The organism is Sediminicola luteus, assembly GCF_040566555.1.
GTDB lineage: Bacteria > Bacteroidota > Bacteroidia > Flavobacteriales > Flavobacteriaceae > Sediminicola.
Window position 1 is genome coordinate 308378 of sequence record NZ_JBEWYP010000001.1, and the last position, 15717, is coordinate 324094.

The following is a 15717-nucleotide window of genomic DNA, read 5'->3' on the forward strand; positions in this document are numbered from 1 at the left end:
TACAACTAATGGCAGTAGATTTACTACTAGGACTACAGTGGGGAGACGAGGGCAAAGGAAAAATCGTTGATGTACTTACAAAAGACTATGACATAATTGCACGTTTTCAGGGAGGCCCCAATGCGGGACACACCTTGGAGTTTGACGGCATAAAACACGTTTTACATACCATCCCCTCAGGTATTTTTCATAAGAATGCCATCAATATTGTCGGTAATGGTGTAGTCATAGACCCCGTTATCTTTAAAAAAGAACTTGAGAATCTAAAGAAATTTAATATTGATATCAAATCCAAGCTTTTCATTTCTAGAAAAGCCCATTTGATTCTACCTACCCACCGCCTATTGGACGCAGCTTCCGAAACAGCTAAAGGAAAGGCCAAGATTGGATCTACCCTTAAAGGGATAGGCCCTACCTATATGGACAAGACTGGCCGTAATGGGATGAGAGTTGGTGATCTTGAGTTTAGCGATTGGAAAGAAAAATATAGGGCCCTTGCCAACAAGCATGAGGACATGATTGGTTTTTACAATGTTGACATTCAGTACGACCTAAATGAATTGGAAAATGATTTTTGGAAAGCTGTTGAAGAATTGAAGGAGCTTACCTTTATTGATAGCGAGGAAACCATATTCCAAGCACAAAGGGATAATAAGAAGATATTGGCAGAAGGAGCACAAGGCTCTTTATTGGATATAGATTTTGGAACATATCCGTTTGTAACCTCATCCAATACTACTGCCGCAGGTGCTTGCACCGGGCTCGGTGTTGCCCCAAATAAAATAGGGAAGGTATTTGGTATTTTTAAAGCCTATACTACCAGAGTGGGTAGCGGTCCGTTCCCTACAGAACTATTCGATGAAGATGGAGCCACAATGGGTCGGGTCGGAAACGAATTTGGCGCTACAACTGGTAGGGCAAGAAGATGTGGATGGTTAGATTTGGTGGCCCTTAAGTATGCTGTTGAAATAAACGGGGTAACTGAGCTCATCATGATGAAGGCCGATGTTTTGAGTGGCTTTGAAACTTTAAAGGTTTGTACGGCATATAAATACCAAGGCAAGACCATTACCCATCTACCTTACAATATAGAACCAGAAAATGTGACTCCTATCTATACAGAAATGAAAGGATGGGCCAAAGATTTGACAAAGATGAGCAAGGCGGAAGAACTTCCTGCTACCTTAAATGATTATATTAATTTCTTGGAAAAGGAACTGGAAGTTCCCATTTCTATAGTTTCAGTAGGCCCTGATAGAACTCAGACCATAGTACGATAATAAAAAAAGCCACTTTATAGTGGCTTTTTTAAGTTTAGGGAATTATTAATTCTATCCTAATCTTTAATATTCTCGTGTAAAATATTCTATTTTTGACCAAAATTTAAAGCATTGCACAAACTATTAATAGTCATAGGTCTACTCTTTTTTGTATCCATGGGAAGGTCACAAAACCAAACTCCACAAAAAAAGCAGATCAATATCGTTTATGGGGCAAACTTCACCAAAGATGAAGCCAAATACCCTGGCGCTTCCATTTTCAGTAAGGACGACAGACAGGTGCAATTTGAACACCAAGGTGCAATTCTATTTTGTGACGTGGCCATATTCTATCAGAAGGAAAATAAACTTAAGGCCATAAATAACGTTCGATTACAGCAGGGGGATTCTATTACCATGACTAGCGGCAAAATAGATTATAACGGTAATTTAAAATTGGCCAAAGCCTATGAAAATGTAGTCCTGACCAATACAGATATGACCCTTAAAACCGACACACTTAGGTTTGACAGGGAAAAACAGGAGGCGTATTACCAAGATTTCGGAACAGTAGTGGATTCTGCCAATACCTTGACCAGTGAAGTGGGCAAATATTACATGGTGACCAAAAAATACCAATTTTTGAAAAGCGTGAACATCCAAAATTCGGAGTACACTATTGATTCAAAGCAGTTGGACTACTATACCACATCCAATAATGCCTATATGTACGGGCCTTCAACCATTACTGGCAAGACCTATAAAATATATTGTGAGCGCGGATATTACGACACTAAAATAGAAAGTGGCTATGGCATAAAGAACACCAGAATTGATTACAATAATAGGATTATCGAGGGTGATAGCGTGTTCTTTGACAAGAGAACAGAATTTGCCTCGGCTACCAACAATATTAAAATTACCGACACCATCAACAAAGGAATCTTAAGGGCCCATTATGCCGAAGTATATAAGGCCAAGGATTCCGTTTTTGCAACAAGACGGGCCGTGTCCATCAGTGAGGTAGAAAAGGATTCCCTATATATGCACGGCGACACCCTAATGATCACTGGAAAGCCGGACGAAAGAATCTTACGTGCTTTTAGGAACGCTAAATTTTACAAAACAGACCTTAGTGGCAAATCCGATTCCATTCATTTTTCCCAAAAAACCGGGATCACCCAATTGATCACCAGACCTGTGATATGGAATGGGGAAAACCAAATGACAGGGGATAGTATTCATCTATTATCGGACTTAAAAACCGAAAAACTCGATTCCTTAAAAGTACTCAATAATGCCTTTGTCATATCGCTGGATACAATTAGCAATGATGGCTATAATCAAGCGAAGGGCAAGGACCTCTTTGGGAAATTCGAGGATAATCAATTGAAGATCATCGACCTGGTTAAAAATACGGAGGTCATCTATTATATGTACAATGATGACCAGGAGCTTATCGGCATCAACAAAACTATTTGTAGTGCCATCAATATTGTGCTGGAAAATAATGAAATTTCAGACATCACTTTTATCACAAATCCCGATGGGGATGTACACCCAGAAAAAGATTTGCCTCCCAATAGTCGTAAATTAAAGGGCTTTACGTGGCGGGGAGAAGAACGGATACGGACCAAAGATGATATTTTTGACGAGGACGACAACAACATAAAACTGGTGAAAATCAATGGTATTGACAATCCCATGGATACGGATTCACCGCCAGAAACAGAAGAAATTCAAAAGGGTAAAAAGGCAATTGATATAACTAAAACGCCCGTTGTAACAGGGCATCCAGATAAGGAAGGAAAAATAGTCCAAAAGAAAGAGAAAGTAAAGGCACCGAAGAAGATTGAAGAAAAAGATACTCTCCCAGCTGCGGTGGACCAAAAGACGAAAGGGCTTTATGACGATATCGGTAGTGATGACGGAATATTCCCGGGGTATTATTTGGTAGCTAATGTTTTTGAGTATACAGAAAATTATGAGAGATTCATGCGAATGCTTTCCGAAAGAGGATTGGAACCAAAATGGTTTTTCCGTGAATTGAACCAATACAATTACGTGTATTTGGCGAGATACGACACTAAGAAGGAGGCCGATGAGGCACGTGAAACCAATTTTTTTGGCAAATATTCCGATGAGACTTGGATCTTAAGGGTTGTTGCTGAATAAGAAGGTTATGAGAGAGGATTTTTTCACATATCAGGCACAGACGACGCCCCATCCATTGGCATTGGAGATTTCTCATGCCAAAGGCAGTTATATCTATGATACCAAAGGCAATGCCCATTTAGACTTTGTAGCAGGTGTTTCTGCATGTAGTCTTGGCCATTGCCATCCCAGGGTAACCAATGCAATAAAAGATCAGGTTGAAAAATACATGCACGTGATGGTGTATGGGGAATATATCCAAAAACCAGCTGTGGAATATGCCAAATTATTGGCATCCCACCTCCCCTTTCCTTTGGAAACAACTTATTTGGTAAACTCTGGGACAGAAGCTATAGAAGGAGCTTTAAAATTGGCCAGAAGGGTAACTGGGAGATCACAGATTATTTCGGCACATCATGCCTATCATGGTAATACCATGGGAAGTTTAAGTGTAATGGGATACGAGCCTCGAAAGAGTGTCTTTAGGCCACTTATTCCAGATGTATCCTTTATTACTTTTAATAAAGAGGAGGATCTGTTGAAGATCACCAATAAAACAGCTGCCGTTATTTTGGAAACCATTCAGGGCGCTGCCGGTTTTCTGCAACCAGTGAACGGTTATTTAACCAAGGTAAGAGAGAGGTGCAATGAAACAGGTACCATGCTCATCTTGGACGAAATACAGCCTGGCTTCGGTCGCACTGGCAAACTCTTTGCCTTTGAACATTACGATTGTATTCCAGATATCCTTGTCATAGGGAAAGGAATGGCAGGCGGGCTTCCAGTCGGAGCCTTTGTGGCATCAAAAGAAATGATGGCTACGTTGCAGGACAAACCAAAACTTGGCCACATCACCACCTTTGGAGGGAATCCGGTAATCGCAGCTGCATGTTTGGCTACCTTAAGAGAAATTGCGGAAACCGAGCTGATATCAGATACCCTTCAAAAAGAGGCGATTTTCAGAAAATTATTGAAACACAAACATATAAAAGCTATTAATGGGAAAGGTTTAATGCTTGCCGTTATGCTTGAGAATGAAGAAATTACCAACCACGTGGTACTGACCTGTGCCAAAAAAGGATTGATTTTATTTTGGCTGCTTTTTGAGCCAAAAGCCCTTCGCATTTCCCCTCCTTTGACAATTTCAAAGGAAGAAATAGAGAAGGGGTGTAATCTAATCCTCAATGTTTTAGACGATTACATATAATAAATTGTTAACTAATTTGTTAATAATAAAGGCCCTATTTTCAAAAAACAGGGCATCAAAGCAGTAATTTTAGAAATATAGTTTAACCAAAAAGTTTCTATGGCGTTAGATTCTAACGAAAGACCAGGACAACCGATTGCTAAGTTTGAATCCATGTTGAAAACAGACGATGTCTATTTTTTTGACGCGGAGGATTTCGAGGATATCATTCACCACTACCTAAACAATGGTAAAGTGTCCCTAGGCAAGAAGGCCATAAAAATTGGCTTACAGCAACATCCCGACTCAATAGAACTAAAGCTATTGGATGTGGAGGTGATGGTTTTCGAAAATAATTTGGAAGTTGCCGAAAGAATGCTGGACGAGCTACAATTGCTGGACAGTAGCAATGAGGAAATCTACATTCAGAGAGCAAACATCTATTCGAAAAAAGACAACCATGAGGCTGCGGTAACCTTATTGCACAAAGCTCTGGAACTTGCCGATGATAGTTTTGATATCCATTCCCTTTTAGGAATGGAATACCTCTTTATGGACAACTTCCAATTGGCAAAGGAAAACTTTATGATGTGTGTCTCCTTTGATCAAGAGGACTACTCTTCCCTTTACAATGTTATCTATTGTTTTGAATTTATGGAAGACTACGACGGGGCCATATACTATCTAAATGATTATTTGGAAAGAAATCCCTATTGTGAGGTAGCTTGGCATCAATTGGGCAAACAATACACGGCAAAAAAGATGTTGAACGAAGCTTTGGCATCATTTGATTTTGCCATCATCTCTGACGACACATTTATTGGCGCCTATTTTGAAAAGGGCAGGGTATTGGAAAAATTAGGCCGTTATAACGAAGCCATTGAAAATTACGAAACTACTATATCCATTGAAGATCCTACGTCCCATGCCTATTTGAGGATCGGGAAATGCCATGAAAAACTGCATAATGACGATCTGGCGAAACACTTTTTTTACCATACTGTGCATGAAGATCCATTGTTGGATAAAGGATGGTTGGCCATTACAGATTTTTATTACCGGAAAAAGGATTACAAAAAAGCATTGTACTATATAAACAAGGCCATCAATATAGATGAGGAAAATTCACTTTATTGGAAGAAATGCGCTAAGATAAACAAGGCTCTTGAAAATTACGATGAGGCAGATTTCGCCTACAAACAAGCCGTTGATCTTGGGAATTTTGAATTGGAGACCTGGCTTTCTTGGACAGCAGTAGTCCTGCAATGCGACGATTCAGAATCTGCCTTTCAAATATTGCAACAAGGTCTGGAATTTTATCCAGAAGAAGCGAAACTATGGTATGCTGTTACAGGAGTGCACCTTATGCTCAAACAGACTGTAAAAGCGAAAAAATCCTTTTCAAAAGCCATCAAATTGGACGCGGACAAACTTTCTACTTTTGAAGTAGGTTTTCCACAATTCTATCAATTGGATTGGATACAAGATATTATATCCGAAATGAAAAGGGCTTCTTAATAAAAAAGTTACTTTTGCTTTTTTATTCCCTATGAAAAGTCGCAATTTTTTACAATATTTTATAATTACCCTTAAAGGAATGGCCATGGGCGCCGCAGATGTAGTTCCAGGCGTTTCTGGAGGCACCATAGCGTTCATTTCCGGAATCTATGAGGAATTGATCACCTCGATCAACAACATAAACCTATCCCTTTTCAAAACACTTAGAAAAGAAGGGTTAAAGGCCTTTTGGACCCAGCTTAATGGCAATTTTTTAGTTGCGCTTTTTCTCGGAATAGCAATAAGTGTCTTTTCTCTGGCAAAACTTATAAGCTGGCTGCTTATCAATGAACCCGTATTATTGTGGTCCTTCTTTTTTGGATTGGTGATTGCCAGTGTATTTTTCGTGGGCAAAGCCATAGAAAAATGGCATTTGGGCACCATAACCACCTTTATTATTGGCGCTATAGCTGCGTACTTTATTACTACACTTCCTCCTTCGGAACACACGGACAGCATCCCGTTTTTATTTTTTTCAGGGGCATTGGCCGTATGTGCGATGATATTGCCAGGAATATCAGGTGCATTTATCTTGGTGCTTTTAGGCTCTTATAAAACCATTTTGGACGCGGTTCATGAGCGGGATTTGACCATTGTTGCTACAGTGGGCTTTGGGGCTATTATAGGGCTGTTGAGTTTTGCCAAGATCCTGAAGTGGATGTTCAGCAATTATAAAAATATTACCCTCTCCTTGTTGACGGGTTTTATTTTAGGCTCCTTAAACAAAATATGGCCTTGGAAAGAGGTATTGGAAACCAAAACCTACGGGGACAAAGTGATTACAGTTAAGGAAGCGAACATTTCCCCTTTTTCCTTTGATGGCGATCCTCAACTATTATACGCCCTGGTACTGGGTATCTTTGGTTTTTCGGTTATTTTTATACTCGAAAAGTTAGCCTCTAAAAAAGAAAATTAGGAATTACATGCGCGCTGAAAGGACACTTATGGATAAGATTTTTCTGATCATAAAAGGTCTTTTTATGGGTGCTGCCAATAAAGTGCCCGGAGTTTCAGGAGGTATTGTGGCCTTTGTTGCCGGCTTCTATGAGGAATTCATCTATTCCTTACAGAAAATTAATCTCAAGGCCTTTAAGTTGATCGTCAATGGCCGATTTAAAAGCTTTTACAAATATGTGAACGGGCAATTTTTGTCCCTTCTTATATTTGGCATGTTGGTGAGCTATTTTAGCATTTCCCAAATTCTGGATTACTTTCTGGAAAAAAAGGAACTTTATGTATGGGCTGCCTTTTTTGGAATGATCATAGGTTCCATATACTACATATCCAAAGGCTTTGGCCATTGGAACAAAAAAACGATCATCTCCGGTATTTTAGGTCTTCTCATTGGTATTTCCATAAGCTTCCTAAATCCTGCAACCGAGAATGACAACCTCTTTTTTATTTTCTTTTGTGGTATTATAAGTGTTTCTGGGATGACCCTCCCTGGTTTGTCGGGCTCCTTTATTCTTATTCTTTTGGGGAATTATGTTTTGTTGTTGGTAGATTCTGTAAATGCCCTCTATTATACCTTTGCAGAAATTATGGAAGCAGATTTTAGCTTTATTAGCAACCCCAGAAGGATGAATACCTTAAAAATCTTAGCGGTATTTACACTAGGTTCAGCTACAGGCTTGGTCACCTTGTCGCACATACTCAGTTATGTTCTCAAACATTATAAAAATATCACCACCGCAGTCATTATAGGATTTATTACAGGTTCTCTAGGGGTGGTTTGGCCGTGGAAGAAAACAATATTAAAAACAGATGCTTTGGGCAATGTCCTCATAGATTCCAATGGAAATGAGATCATACTCAATTATGAGCGATTTATTCCAGATATGGGTAATATGGAGTCATGGTGGGCCATTTTTTATATGATCCTTGGCGCAGGCATTTTATTAGGATTGGAACGGTATGGAAGATACAGGAGTTACAAAAAATAGATTTGGGTTGGTAGGCAAAGACATAGCCTACTCCTTTTCAAAAGGGTATTTTACCCAAAAATTTTCAAGGCTGAACCTCGTCGATCATTCCTATGAAAATTTTGATTTACAACATATTGGAGAATTTAAAGATCTTATCAATAACCACAAAGACCTCAAAGGCCTCAATGTAACCATCCCCTATAAAGAAAGTGTTATACCATACCTTGACAAGGTAGACCACAAAGCTGCAAAAATAGGGGCGGTAAATACCATAAAATTCACAGAAGAAGGCCTCATAGGCTATAATACCGATGTTTTTGGTTTTCGAGACTCCATTGAGCCCCATATTAAAAAGCACCATAACAAAGCCCTAATTTTAGGCACAGGAGGAGCGTCTAAAGCAGTAGCCTTTGTACTTGAAGAATTGAATATTGCCCATACTTTTGTTTCAAGAAACCCAGGCCCAAATCAATTAAGCTATGATGATCTCACCCAATCAATTATAGAAGAAAACACAGTTCTGGTAAATTGCACCCCCTTGGGCACTTCTCCCAATATCACAGATAAACCCTCCCTTCCCTATCAATTTATAGATGAAAAGCATTTGCTTTTCGACCTTATTTACAACCCCGAAAAAACCGCCTTCTTAAAGGAAGGGGAAGCTCATGGCGCCACAATCCTCAATGGTCATAAAATGTTGGCGATACAGGCTGAAAAATCTTGGGAAATCTGGAATTCCAAATAGCAGTAGAGTATCATAGCCATCTAAATTTTTGGATATTTCTTTACAAGAAAGTACCTTAGTAAGGTGGTAGTACCTTATTGATTCCCTCCTTCCCTCTTAAATACAGGATTAACATCACCTTAAAAGAAGATTCATTAACTTTGTAACTAACGCGGTTGTCACTAGCTTACTATTGTACAATATCGCATAACAGATAAACATTCTAAAAATGTTGGAAGAAAAAGACGAGCAACTACAGGATAATGTAGGTGGGGATAAAAAGTCAGAAACTACTGAAGTCTCTTCGAGTTCAGAGAAAAGCACTGATGTAACAGAAAAAAAAGAAGAGACCACCCCAAAGGTTATTGCAGAAAAAAAAGAGCCCAAGGCCCCTCTTGCAGAGAAAAAGGATGATGTTCCTTCGGATAGCAAAGAAGAGACCTTGGAAAAGGTTCCTGCGACTGAAAAAGAGCCTGAGGCTCCAATCGCAGTGAAAGAGGAGGAAATTGCCAATACCACAAAAAAGGAGGCCGAAGCTTCTTCTCCAAAAAAAGAAGAGGATGCTCCTACCGATGTGAAAGATGAGGATTTACTGGAAGAGATAGACGAATCCAATGCCGAGGATGCCGAGGATGAAGACAATCGGGTTAGACATCAAATTCCAATTTTGGACTATCATTCCATGTCCATGGAAAATTTGGTCGGGGAGTTACAACGCTTGGTAAAGAACGAAAAAGTTCAGGCCATCAAAAAGCATGTAGATGGCATTAAGTATGAATTCGATTTAAAATTTCAGGATTTCATCGAACATAAAAAAGAAGAATTTGTCAGCAATGGCGGAAATGAAATTGACTTTAGATACAATTCCGTAACCAAGAGACAGTTCAATGAGGTATATACAGAATATCGTGAAAAGAGGGACCAGTATTATAAAAGCTTAGAGCACAACCTTAAGGACAATCTAAATAAAAGGCTGACCATAATAGAAGAGCTCAAGGGGCTGGTGAATGTTGAGGAAGATATAAATACCACTTACAAGAACTTCAAAGAATTACAAGAGAGATGGCGTACCGCCGGTCCAATTCCAAGAACCAACTACAATGATGTTTGGCGCACCTACCACCACCATATTGAAATATTTTACGATTTCCTTCATCTAAATAGGGAACTTCGTGATCTCGATTTTAAACACAATTTAGAAGAGAAGCTCCGATTGATTCAACGCGCCGAGGCTTTGGCCAATGAACCCGATCTAAGCATGGCTTTTCAAGAACTACAAACCTTGCACAAAATCTGGAAAGAGGATGTAGGACCGGTAGATAAGGAACACAGAGAACTAATTTGGGAGGCGTTCAGCAATGCCACCAAAGTACTCCACCAGCGTAGACAAGACCATTACAAAGAGATGGACAAGGTCTATGAGGAGAACCTCGTGAAAAAAAATGAGATTATTGAGTCCATAAAAGCTATTGCTTCCAATATGGCCAATAACCATAAGGCGCTGCAGCAGCAGATGAAAAAGGTGGAAGAATTAAGGGAGTCCTTTTTCAAAGCAGGGAAGGTACCTCAAAAGGTAAATGAGCAAACTTGGGCGGCATTTAAAGAAAGTGTCCGCGATTTCAATAGAAACAAAAATGCCTATTACAAGAACCTTAAAAAAGACCAACAGGAAAACCTCGATAAAAAAAGGGCCTTACTTGAACTTGCTGTATCCTTAAAAGATAGTGAAGATTATGACACTACTACGGCCGAAATGAAGCGGATCCAAAACGAATGGAAAAAAATAGGCCACGTCCCGAGAAAGTACTCTGACAAAATTTGGAACGAATTCAAAAATGCCTGTAACCATTACTTTGACCGTTTGCATTCCTTGAAAAATGTGGCACATAAAGAGGAAGAAGAAAATCTTGAACAAAAAAATGCCTGTTTGGACCGATTAAAAGCTTTTGAGCTTAGTGGGGATAAGCAAAAAGATTTGGCAAGCATCAAGGAATATATTGCGGAGTGGAAAACCTATGGCAGGGTTCCTTTCAACAAGAAAAACATCAATGTAAAATTCAATAAAATCTTGGATGCCCTTTTTAATAAATTGGACATAAACAAGCAGGAAGCCGAATTGATGAAATACGGAAATAAAATTCAGCAATTGGCCAATGCCGATAATGAACGTGCCATTTACAATGAACGTACATTCATTAGGAGAAAAATAGCTGAAAGCAAAAGCGAGATCAATCAATTGGAAAACAATTTACAATTCTTCTCCAATGCCTCAGAGGATAGTCCTGTGGTTAAGGATGTCATCAAGAACATCAACAATCACAAGGACGCGTTAAATACCTGGAAGGCAAAGCTCAAAAAGCTCAATATTCTAGAGAACAATCTTAATAAAGAGGCAGAAGAGGCCGAAATTGAAGAAGACGATACCGCTGAAAAGGAATAGTGACAAAATAAGTTGTATAAAGAAAAACGGGACCAATTGGTCCCGTTTTTTTATGCTTAAGAATTTCTATTTCCGCTAGATCTGCTTTTAAATCTATTGGGCTTCTTATTTCCTGTACCTTGTTTGGCTTTTGACCTTGGATTTCTTTGTCTTGGGCCTCTATCATCTTCTTCGTCCTTCTCTGGCTTGCCACTTGGCTCAAAACCTTCCAATACGGCACTGGGCAATTTCAATCCCAATAATTTCTCTATCCCTCGAACGTATTCCATTTCATCTTGGGATACCAAAGAAAGGGCTTCCCCGCTGGCTCCTGCCCTACCGGTTCTACCTATTCTATGAACATAATCTTCCGGGACATTGGGAAGCTCAAAATTGATCACATGTGGCAATAAAGGAATATCCAAACCACGTGCAGCAATATCAGTTGCTACCAATACCCTAACGCTACCTTTTTTAAACCCGTCAAGCGCCTTTGTTCTGGCACCTTGACTCTTATTTCCATGTATGGCGGCAGCGGTAATATCATTTTTGTTCAGCTTTTCACTCAACCTATTGGCACCGTGCTTGGTCCTTGTAAAGATTAGCACCTGCTGCCATTCACCCTCCCCGATCAACTTAATGACCAATTCTGGTTTTCTGCTTTTATCTACCCGATAAACTTGCTGGTCTACCTTTTCCGCAGTGGTATTCTCTGGAGTGGCCTCCACCAATACTGGATGGTGCAAGAATCCGCCTGCCAATTTTTTGATTTCCTTCGAAAAGGTAGCCGAGAACAATAGATTCTGTCTCTTGGCCGGCATTAGATTTAAAATTCTTTTAATATCCCTAAGGAAACCCATGTCCAGCATTCTATCGGCCTCATCCAAGACCAATATTTCAACACTGTTCAAGGATAGTGCCCCTTGGCCATGAAGATCCAATAATCTACCTGGAGTGGCCACCAATATATCAACACCGTTGCGCAATGTTGCGATTTGTGGTTTTGCATTGACACCTCCAAAAATAACAGCAGACCTAATATCTATAAACTCACTGTATTCCTTAATATTTTCATATACCTGTGCGGCCAATTCCCTTGTTGGCGTAAGCACTAGGGTCCGTACAGGCCTTTTCCGCAAGACTGGAGCCTGGGATAGTATTTGTAAAATAGGCAATGTAAAACCGGCTGTCTTACCCGTACCCGTTTGTGCGGAGGCTAAAACATCTTTTCTTTCTAATATTTGTGGTATTGCTTTTTCCTGAATAGGCGAAGGGGTATTGTATCCTTTTTTGTCGACAGCTTTCAACAGGGCGTCGGATAGGCCCAAAGATTTAAATGACATATAAATTGTTTAAGAAACGACCTTTGATTTATGGTCACCTCTATATGAAGCTGCAAAGGTACACCTAATTTTTTCGATTCAATTTTATTATGGCAAGAACCTTAATCCCAAAAGGAAGCGAAGTCTTGGACAGCAATGCTTTACCCTATTTGTTCCTGACGTAAACCAGTTTAAAGCGCGCATTAGGTTGATCCCTGTGATCTATCTCAAATTGATTTAACGATTTGAACAAAGGTGTCAATTTCTCAAATCCAAAATTCCTGGAATCAAAGTTAGGCTGCTTTTTAAGAATCAAGGATCCTACATCGCCCATAAAGGCCCACCCATCTTCATCTGCCGCATCGGAGACCGAATTGCGCAACAAACGCATAATATTGGGGGTTATCTTATCAACCTCTTGCTTCTTGGAGTCGGTCTGTCCGTCTTGTTTTTCATTGCCGGATTTAAGGATTTCCAGATAAATAAACTTGTCACAGGCCACAATGAATGGATCGGGAGTCTTCTTTTCCCCTATTCCATAAACTTTTAGACCGGCCTCCCTTAACCTTGTTGCCAACTTCGTGAAATCACTGTCTGATGAGACCAAACAGAAACCGTCTACCTTGTTGGAATATAAGATATCCATGGCATCAATAATCATAGCCGAATCCGTCGCATTTTTCCCTACGGTATAACCGTACTGTTGGATAGGATTAATGGCGTTCTCCAATAAAATATTTTTCCATTTGGATAAATGGGGCTTGGTCCAATCCCCGTATATCCTCTTTATAGTGGGAGTTCCATACTTGGTGATCTCCTCCATCATCTCCTTTACATATTTGGAAGGAATGTTATCGCCGTCAATCAAAACGGCCAGTTTTGTGTCTTTTATCATAGGGGTTTAAAGATACAATAATCTTATAGTATTTTTAACCCTATCCAATCAATTTGTATATTGAACTAAATCACAGGTCCCATTTATAATTTGTGAAGTTTTATAACGAAACCTTTTGTCTTTATTCCCTATTAAATGAAGGAACAAATAGAACAATTTTATAGTGCGTTCAACAATTTAGATGCTGAAAAAATGGTTTCACAATATCATGAAGATGTTATTTTTAAAGACCCGGCTTTTGGTGTTTTAAAGGGTGAGCGGGCAAAGAACATGTGGAGAATGCTATGTGCCTCCCAAAAAGGAAAGAAATTTACGGTACATGTAAACCACGTAAAAAGCTCGGCAGAAGTTACTACTGCGACGTGGGAAGCCTTTTATGTTTTTAGTAAAACAGGGAGAAAAATCCATAATATCGTACAGGCCGAATTTAGGTTTAAAGAAGGGAAAATCATTTCCCATAAAGATTCGTTTGACCTTTACAAATGGTCAAAACAGGCAATGGGCATAAAAGGATTTATTTTGGGGTGGACCCCTTTCTTTAAGAATAAGTTACAAATCCAAACCAACAAATTACTGTCAAATTTTGAAAGTAAACTATAATTGGGAATGCGCAGAATCAAAAAAAAAGCGAGCCTAGATGGCTCGCTTTTAAGAAGTTTTAATTGCGATTATTTTGCAACATTCACACTACGTGTTTCCCTAATAACGGTCACTTTAACCTGACCGGGATAGGTCATATCGGTTTGAATTTTTTGTGATATTTCAAAAGATAGCTCCGCTGCCTTCTCATCACTCACTTTTTCACTTTCCACGATCACTCGCAATTCTCTACCGGCTTGAATGGCATAGGCCTTTTGAACACCACCAAAACCAAAGGCGATATCTTCCAAATCCTTAAGACGTTGGATATACGAATCCAATACTTGTCTACGAGCACCTGGTCTTGCACCACTTATGGCATCACACACCTGAACAATTGGTGCGATCAAGGTTTTCATTTCTATTTCATCATGGTGGGCACCAATCGCATTGCAAACGTCTGGTTTCTCTCCGTATTTCTCTGCCCATTGCATTCCTAAGATGGCATGTGGAGTCTCTACCTCTGCTTCTGTGTTTGGAACTTTACCTATATCGTGCAATAGTCCTGCACGTTTGGCCAGTTTAGGATTAAGACCCAATTCAGCGGCCATAACACCACAGAGTTTGGCAACCTCCCTAGAGTGTTGTAATAAGTTTTGTCCATAGGAAGAACGGTATTTCATTCTACCAACAGCTTTGATAAGCTCAGGGTGCAGCCCATGGATTCCCAAATCGATTACGGTACGTTTTCCTATCTCTACGATTTCTTCTTCAATCTGTTTTTCCGTTTTCTTAACGATCTCTTCAATTCGTGCCGGGTGAATACGACCATCGGTCACCAATTTGTGAAGTGATAAACGCGCTACTTCCCTTCTTACAGAATCAAAACAAGAAAGAATTATAGCTTCCGGGGTATCATCAACAATAATTTCAACCCCTGTTGCCGCTTCTAGGGCTCGGATATTTCTTCCTTCGCGACCAATAATACGGCCTTTTACGTCGTCTGATTCCAAGTTGAATACAGAAACACAGTTTTCTACAGCTTCTTCGGTTCCAATACGTTGGATGGTATTGATAACAATTTTCTTAGCTTCTTGTTGAGCGGTTAACTTAGCCTCTTCCACCGTGGATTGTATAAATGCCATGGCATCAGATTTTGCATTTTCCTTCAAGGACTCCATCAATTGACTTTTGGCATCCTCGGCAGATAATCCTGAAATTACCTCTAACTGCTGTACTTGGCTTTTGTGAAGCTTCTCCAATTCGGATTGCTTTTTCTCCAAGAATTCGCTTTTATGGTCTACTTCCTTTAGCTTTACTTCAAGCTGATCGTTTAGTTTCTTACTCTTGGCAAGCTCGTTACTGATCTGTGATTCTTTATCCCTTGTACGTTTCTCAGCTTCATTAATCTTTTTATCCTTGCTTATAATGACCTTTTCGTGCTCTGCTTTAAGTTCCAGGAACTTTTCCTTAGCTTGATAAATCTTATCCTTTTTAGTGCTTTCTCCCTGCAATTCAGCTTCCTTGATAATGGATGCCGCTTCTTTTTTTGCACTGTCTATGGTTTTGGAAGCCTTTCCCTTTTCCATAATCTTGGCAATGGCAAAACCAATCGCAAGACCAACTATACCTACTATTATTATTGTAGTACTGTCCATAATTTAAAAATTATTAAAAAAAAAGCCCACATTGGAGGA

The 15717-nt window shown here is 39.6% G+C and carries 11 protein-coding genes and 1 pseudogene; 9 read left to right on the forward strand and 3 right to left on the reverse strand.

What is annotated here, in order from left to right; genetic code table 11:
* The first annotated feature begins 8 nt into the window (after positions 1-8).
* The 8 genes and pseudogenes from ABXZ32_RS01275 to ABXZ32_RS01310 all read left to right on the forward strand — a co-directional run bounded on the left by ABXZ32_RS01275 (position 9) and on the right by ABXZ32_RS01310 (position 11245).
* A complete protein-coding gene (locus ABXZ32_RS01275) occupies positions 9-1280 on the forward strand; it encodes an adenylosuccinate synthase (RefSeq protein ID WP_354616876.1) in 1272 nt (423 codons plus the stop codon).
* Positions 1281-1436: 156 nt separating this feature from the next.
* Positions 1437-2984: pseudogene (locus tag ABXZ32_RS01280) on the forward strand (OstA-like protein); the annotation flags it as partial.
* 457 nt (positions 2985-3441) lie between these two features.
* Positions 3442-4620, forward strand: coding sequence for an aspartate aminotransferase family protein (locus ABXZ32_RS01285; RefSeq protein ID WP_354616877.1), 1179 nt, complete (start codon positions 3442-3444; stop codon positions 4618-4620).
* 99 nt (positions 4621-4719) lie between these two features.
* Entirely contained in the window at positions 4720-6117 is a 1398-nt protein-coding gene (locus ABXZ32_RS01290; RefSeq protein ID WP_354616878.1) for a hypothetical protein, read from the forward strand.
* A gap of 31 nt (positions 6118-6148) precedes the next feature.
* On the forward strand, positions 6149-7072 hold the full coding sequence (locus ABXZ32_RS01295; protein ID WP_354616879.1) for a DUF368 domain-containing protein: 924 nt from the start codon (positions 6149-6151) through the stop codon (positions 7070-7072).
* A gap of 7 nt (positions 7073-7079) precedes the next feature.
* Positions 7080-8099: a DUF368 domain-containing protein gene (locus ABXZ32_RS01300; protein WP_354616880.1), complete on the forward strand. Its 1020-nt coding sequence runs from the start codon at positions 7080-7082 to the stop codon at positions 8097-8099.
* Positions 8071-8826, forward strand: coding sequence for a shikimate dehydrogenase family protein (locus ABXZ32_RS01305; RefSeq protein ID WP_354616881.1), 756 nt, complete (start codon positions 8071-8073; stop codon positions 8824-8826). Before ABXZ32_RS01300 ends, ABXZ32_RS01305 begins: the two co-directional genes overlap by 29 nt.
* Positions 8827-9034: 208 nt before the next feature.
* On the forward strand, positions 9035-11245 hold the full coding sequence (locus tag ABXZ32_RS01310) for a DUF349 domain-containing protein (protein WP_354616882.1): 2211 nt from the start codon (positions 9035-9037) through the stop codon (positions 11243-11245).
* A 56-nt stretch (positions 11246-11301) separates the two neighbouring features.
* On the opposite strand, the gene ABXZ32_RS01315 is transcribed toward ABXZ32_RS01310, so the two are convergent.
* Both ABXZ32_RS01315 and ABXZ32_RS01320 read right to left on the reverse strand, forming a co-directional pair.
* Entirely contained in the window at positions 11302-12567 is a 1266-nt protein-coding gene (locus ABXZ32_RS01315; RefSeq protein ID WP_354616883.1) for a DEAD/DEAH box helicase, read from the reverse strand.
* A 145-nt stretch (positions 12568-12712) separates the two neighbouring features.
* On the reverse strand, positions 12713-13441 hold the full coding sequence (locus ABXZ32_RS01320; RefSeq protein WP_354616884.1) for an NYN domain-containing protein: 729 nt from the start codon (positions 13439-13441) through the stop codon (positions 12713-12715).
* A 135-nt stretch (positions 13442-13576) separates the two neighbouring features.
* Here ABXZ32_RS01320 and ABXZ32_RS01325 point away from each other — a divergent pair, with 135 nt between their 5' ends.
* The gene (locus ABXZ32_RS01325) at positions 13577-14041 is read left to right on the forward strand and encodes a nuclear transport factor 2 family protein (RefSeq protein WP_354616885.1); all 465 of its coding nucleotides are present in this window, start codon (positions 13577-13579) and stop codon (positions 14039-14041) included.
* Between the two features lie 68 nt (positions 14042-14109).
* On the opposite strand, the gene rny is transcribed toward ABXZ32_RS01325, so the two are convergent.
* Positions 14110-15678: a ribonuclease Y gene (gene rny / locus ABXZ32_RS01330; RefSeq protein ID WP_354616886.1), complete on the reverse strand. Its 1569-nt coding sequence runs from the start codon at positions 15676-15678 to the stop codon at positions 14110-14112.
* Positions 15679-15717 lie beyond the last annotated feature (39 nt).

What these genes read in the sequence shown, in the direction of transcription:
- ABXZ32_RS01275 (WP_354616876.1), top strand. Translation starts at nt 9, where the DNA reads ATGGCAGTAGATTTACTACTAGGACTACAGTGGGGAGACGAGGGCAAA.
- ABXZ32_RS01285 (WP_354616877.1), top strand. Translation starts at nt 3,442, where the DNA reads ATGAGAGAGGATTTTTTCACATATCAGGCACAGACGACGCCCCATCCA.
- ABXZ32_RS01290 (WP_354616878.1), top strand. Translation starts at nt 4,720, where the DNA reads ATGGCGTTAGATTCTAACGAAAGACCAGGACAACCGATTGCTAAGTTT.
- ABXZ32_RS01295 (WP_354616879.1), top strand. Translation starts at nt 6,149, where the DNA reads ATGAAAAGTCGCAATTTTTTACAATATTTTATAATTACCCTTAAAGGA.
- ABXZ32_RS01300 (WP_354616880.1), top strand. Translation starts at nt 7,080, where the DNA reads ATGCGCGCTGAAAGGACACTTATGGATAAGATTTTTCTGATCATAAAA.
- ABXZ32_RS01305 (WP_354616881.1), top strand. Translation starts at nt 8,071, where the DNA reads ATGGAAGATACAGGAGTTACAAAAAATAGATTTGGGTTGGTAGGCAAA.
- ABXZ32_RS01310 (WP_354616882.1), top strand. Translation starts at nt 9,035, where the DNA reads ATGTTGGAAGAAAAAGACGAGCAACTACAGGATAATGTAGGTGGGGAT.
- ABXZ32_RS01315 (WP_354616883.1), bottom strand. Translation starts at nt 12,567, where the DNA reads ATGTCATTTAAATCTTTGGGCCTATCCGACGCCCTGTTGAAAGCTGTC.
- ABXZ32_RS01320 (WP_354616884.1), bottom strand. Translation starts at nt 13,441, where the DNA reads ATGATAAAAGACACAAAACTGGCCGTTTTGATTGACGGCGATAACATT.
- ABXZ32_RS01325 (WP_354616885.1), top strand. Translation starts at nt 13,577, where the DNA reads ATGAAGGAACAAATAGAACAATTTTATAGTGCGTTCAACAATTTAGAT.
- rny (WP_354616886.1), bottom strand. Translation starts at nt 15,678, where the DNA reads ATGGACAGTACTACAATAATAATAGTAGGTATAGTTGGTCTTGCGATT.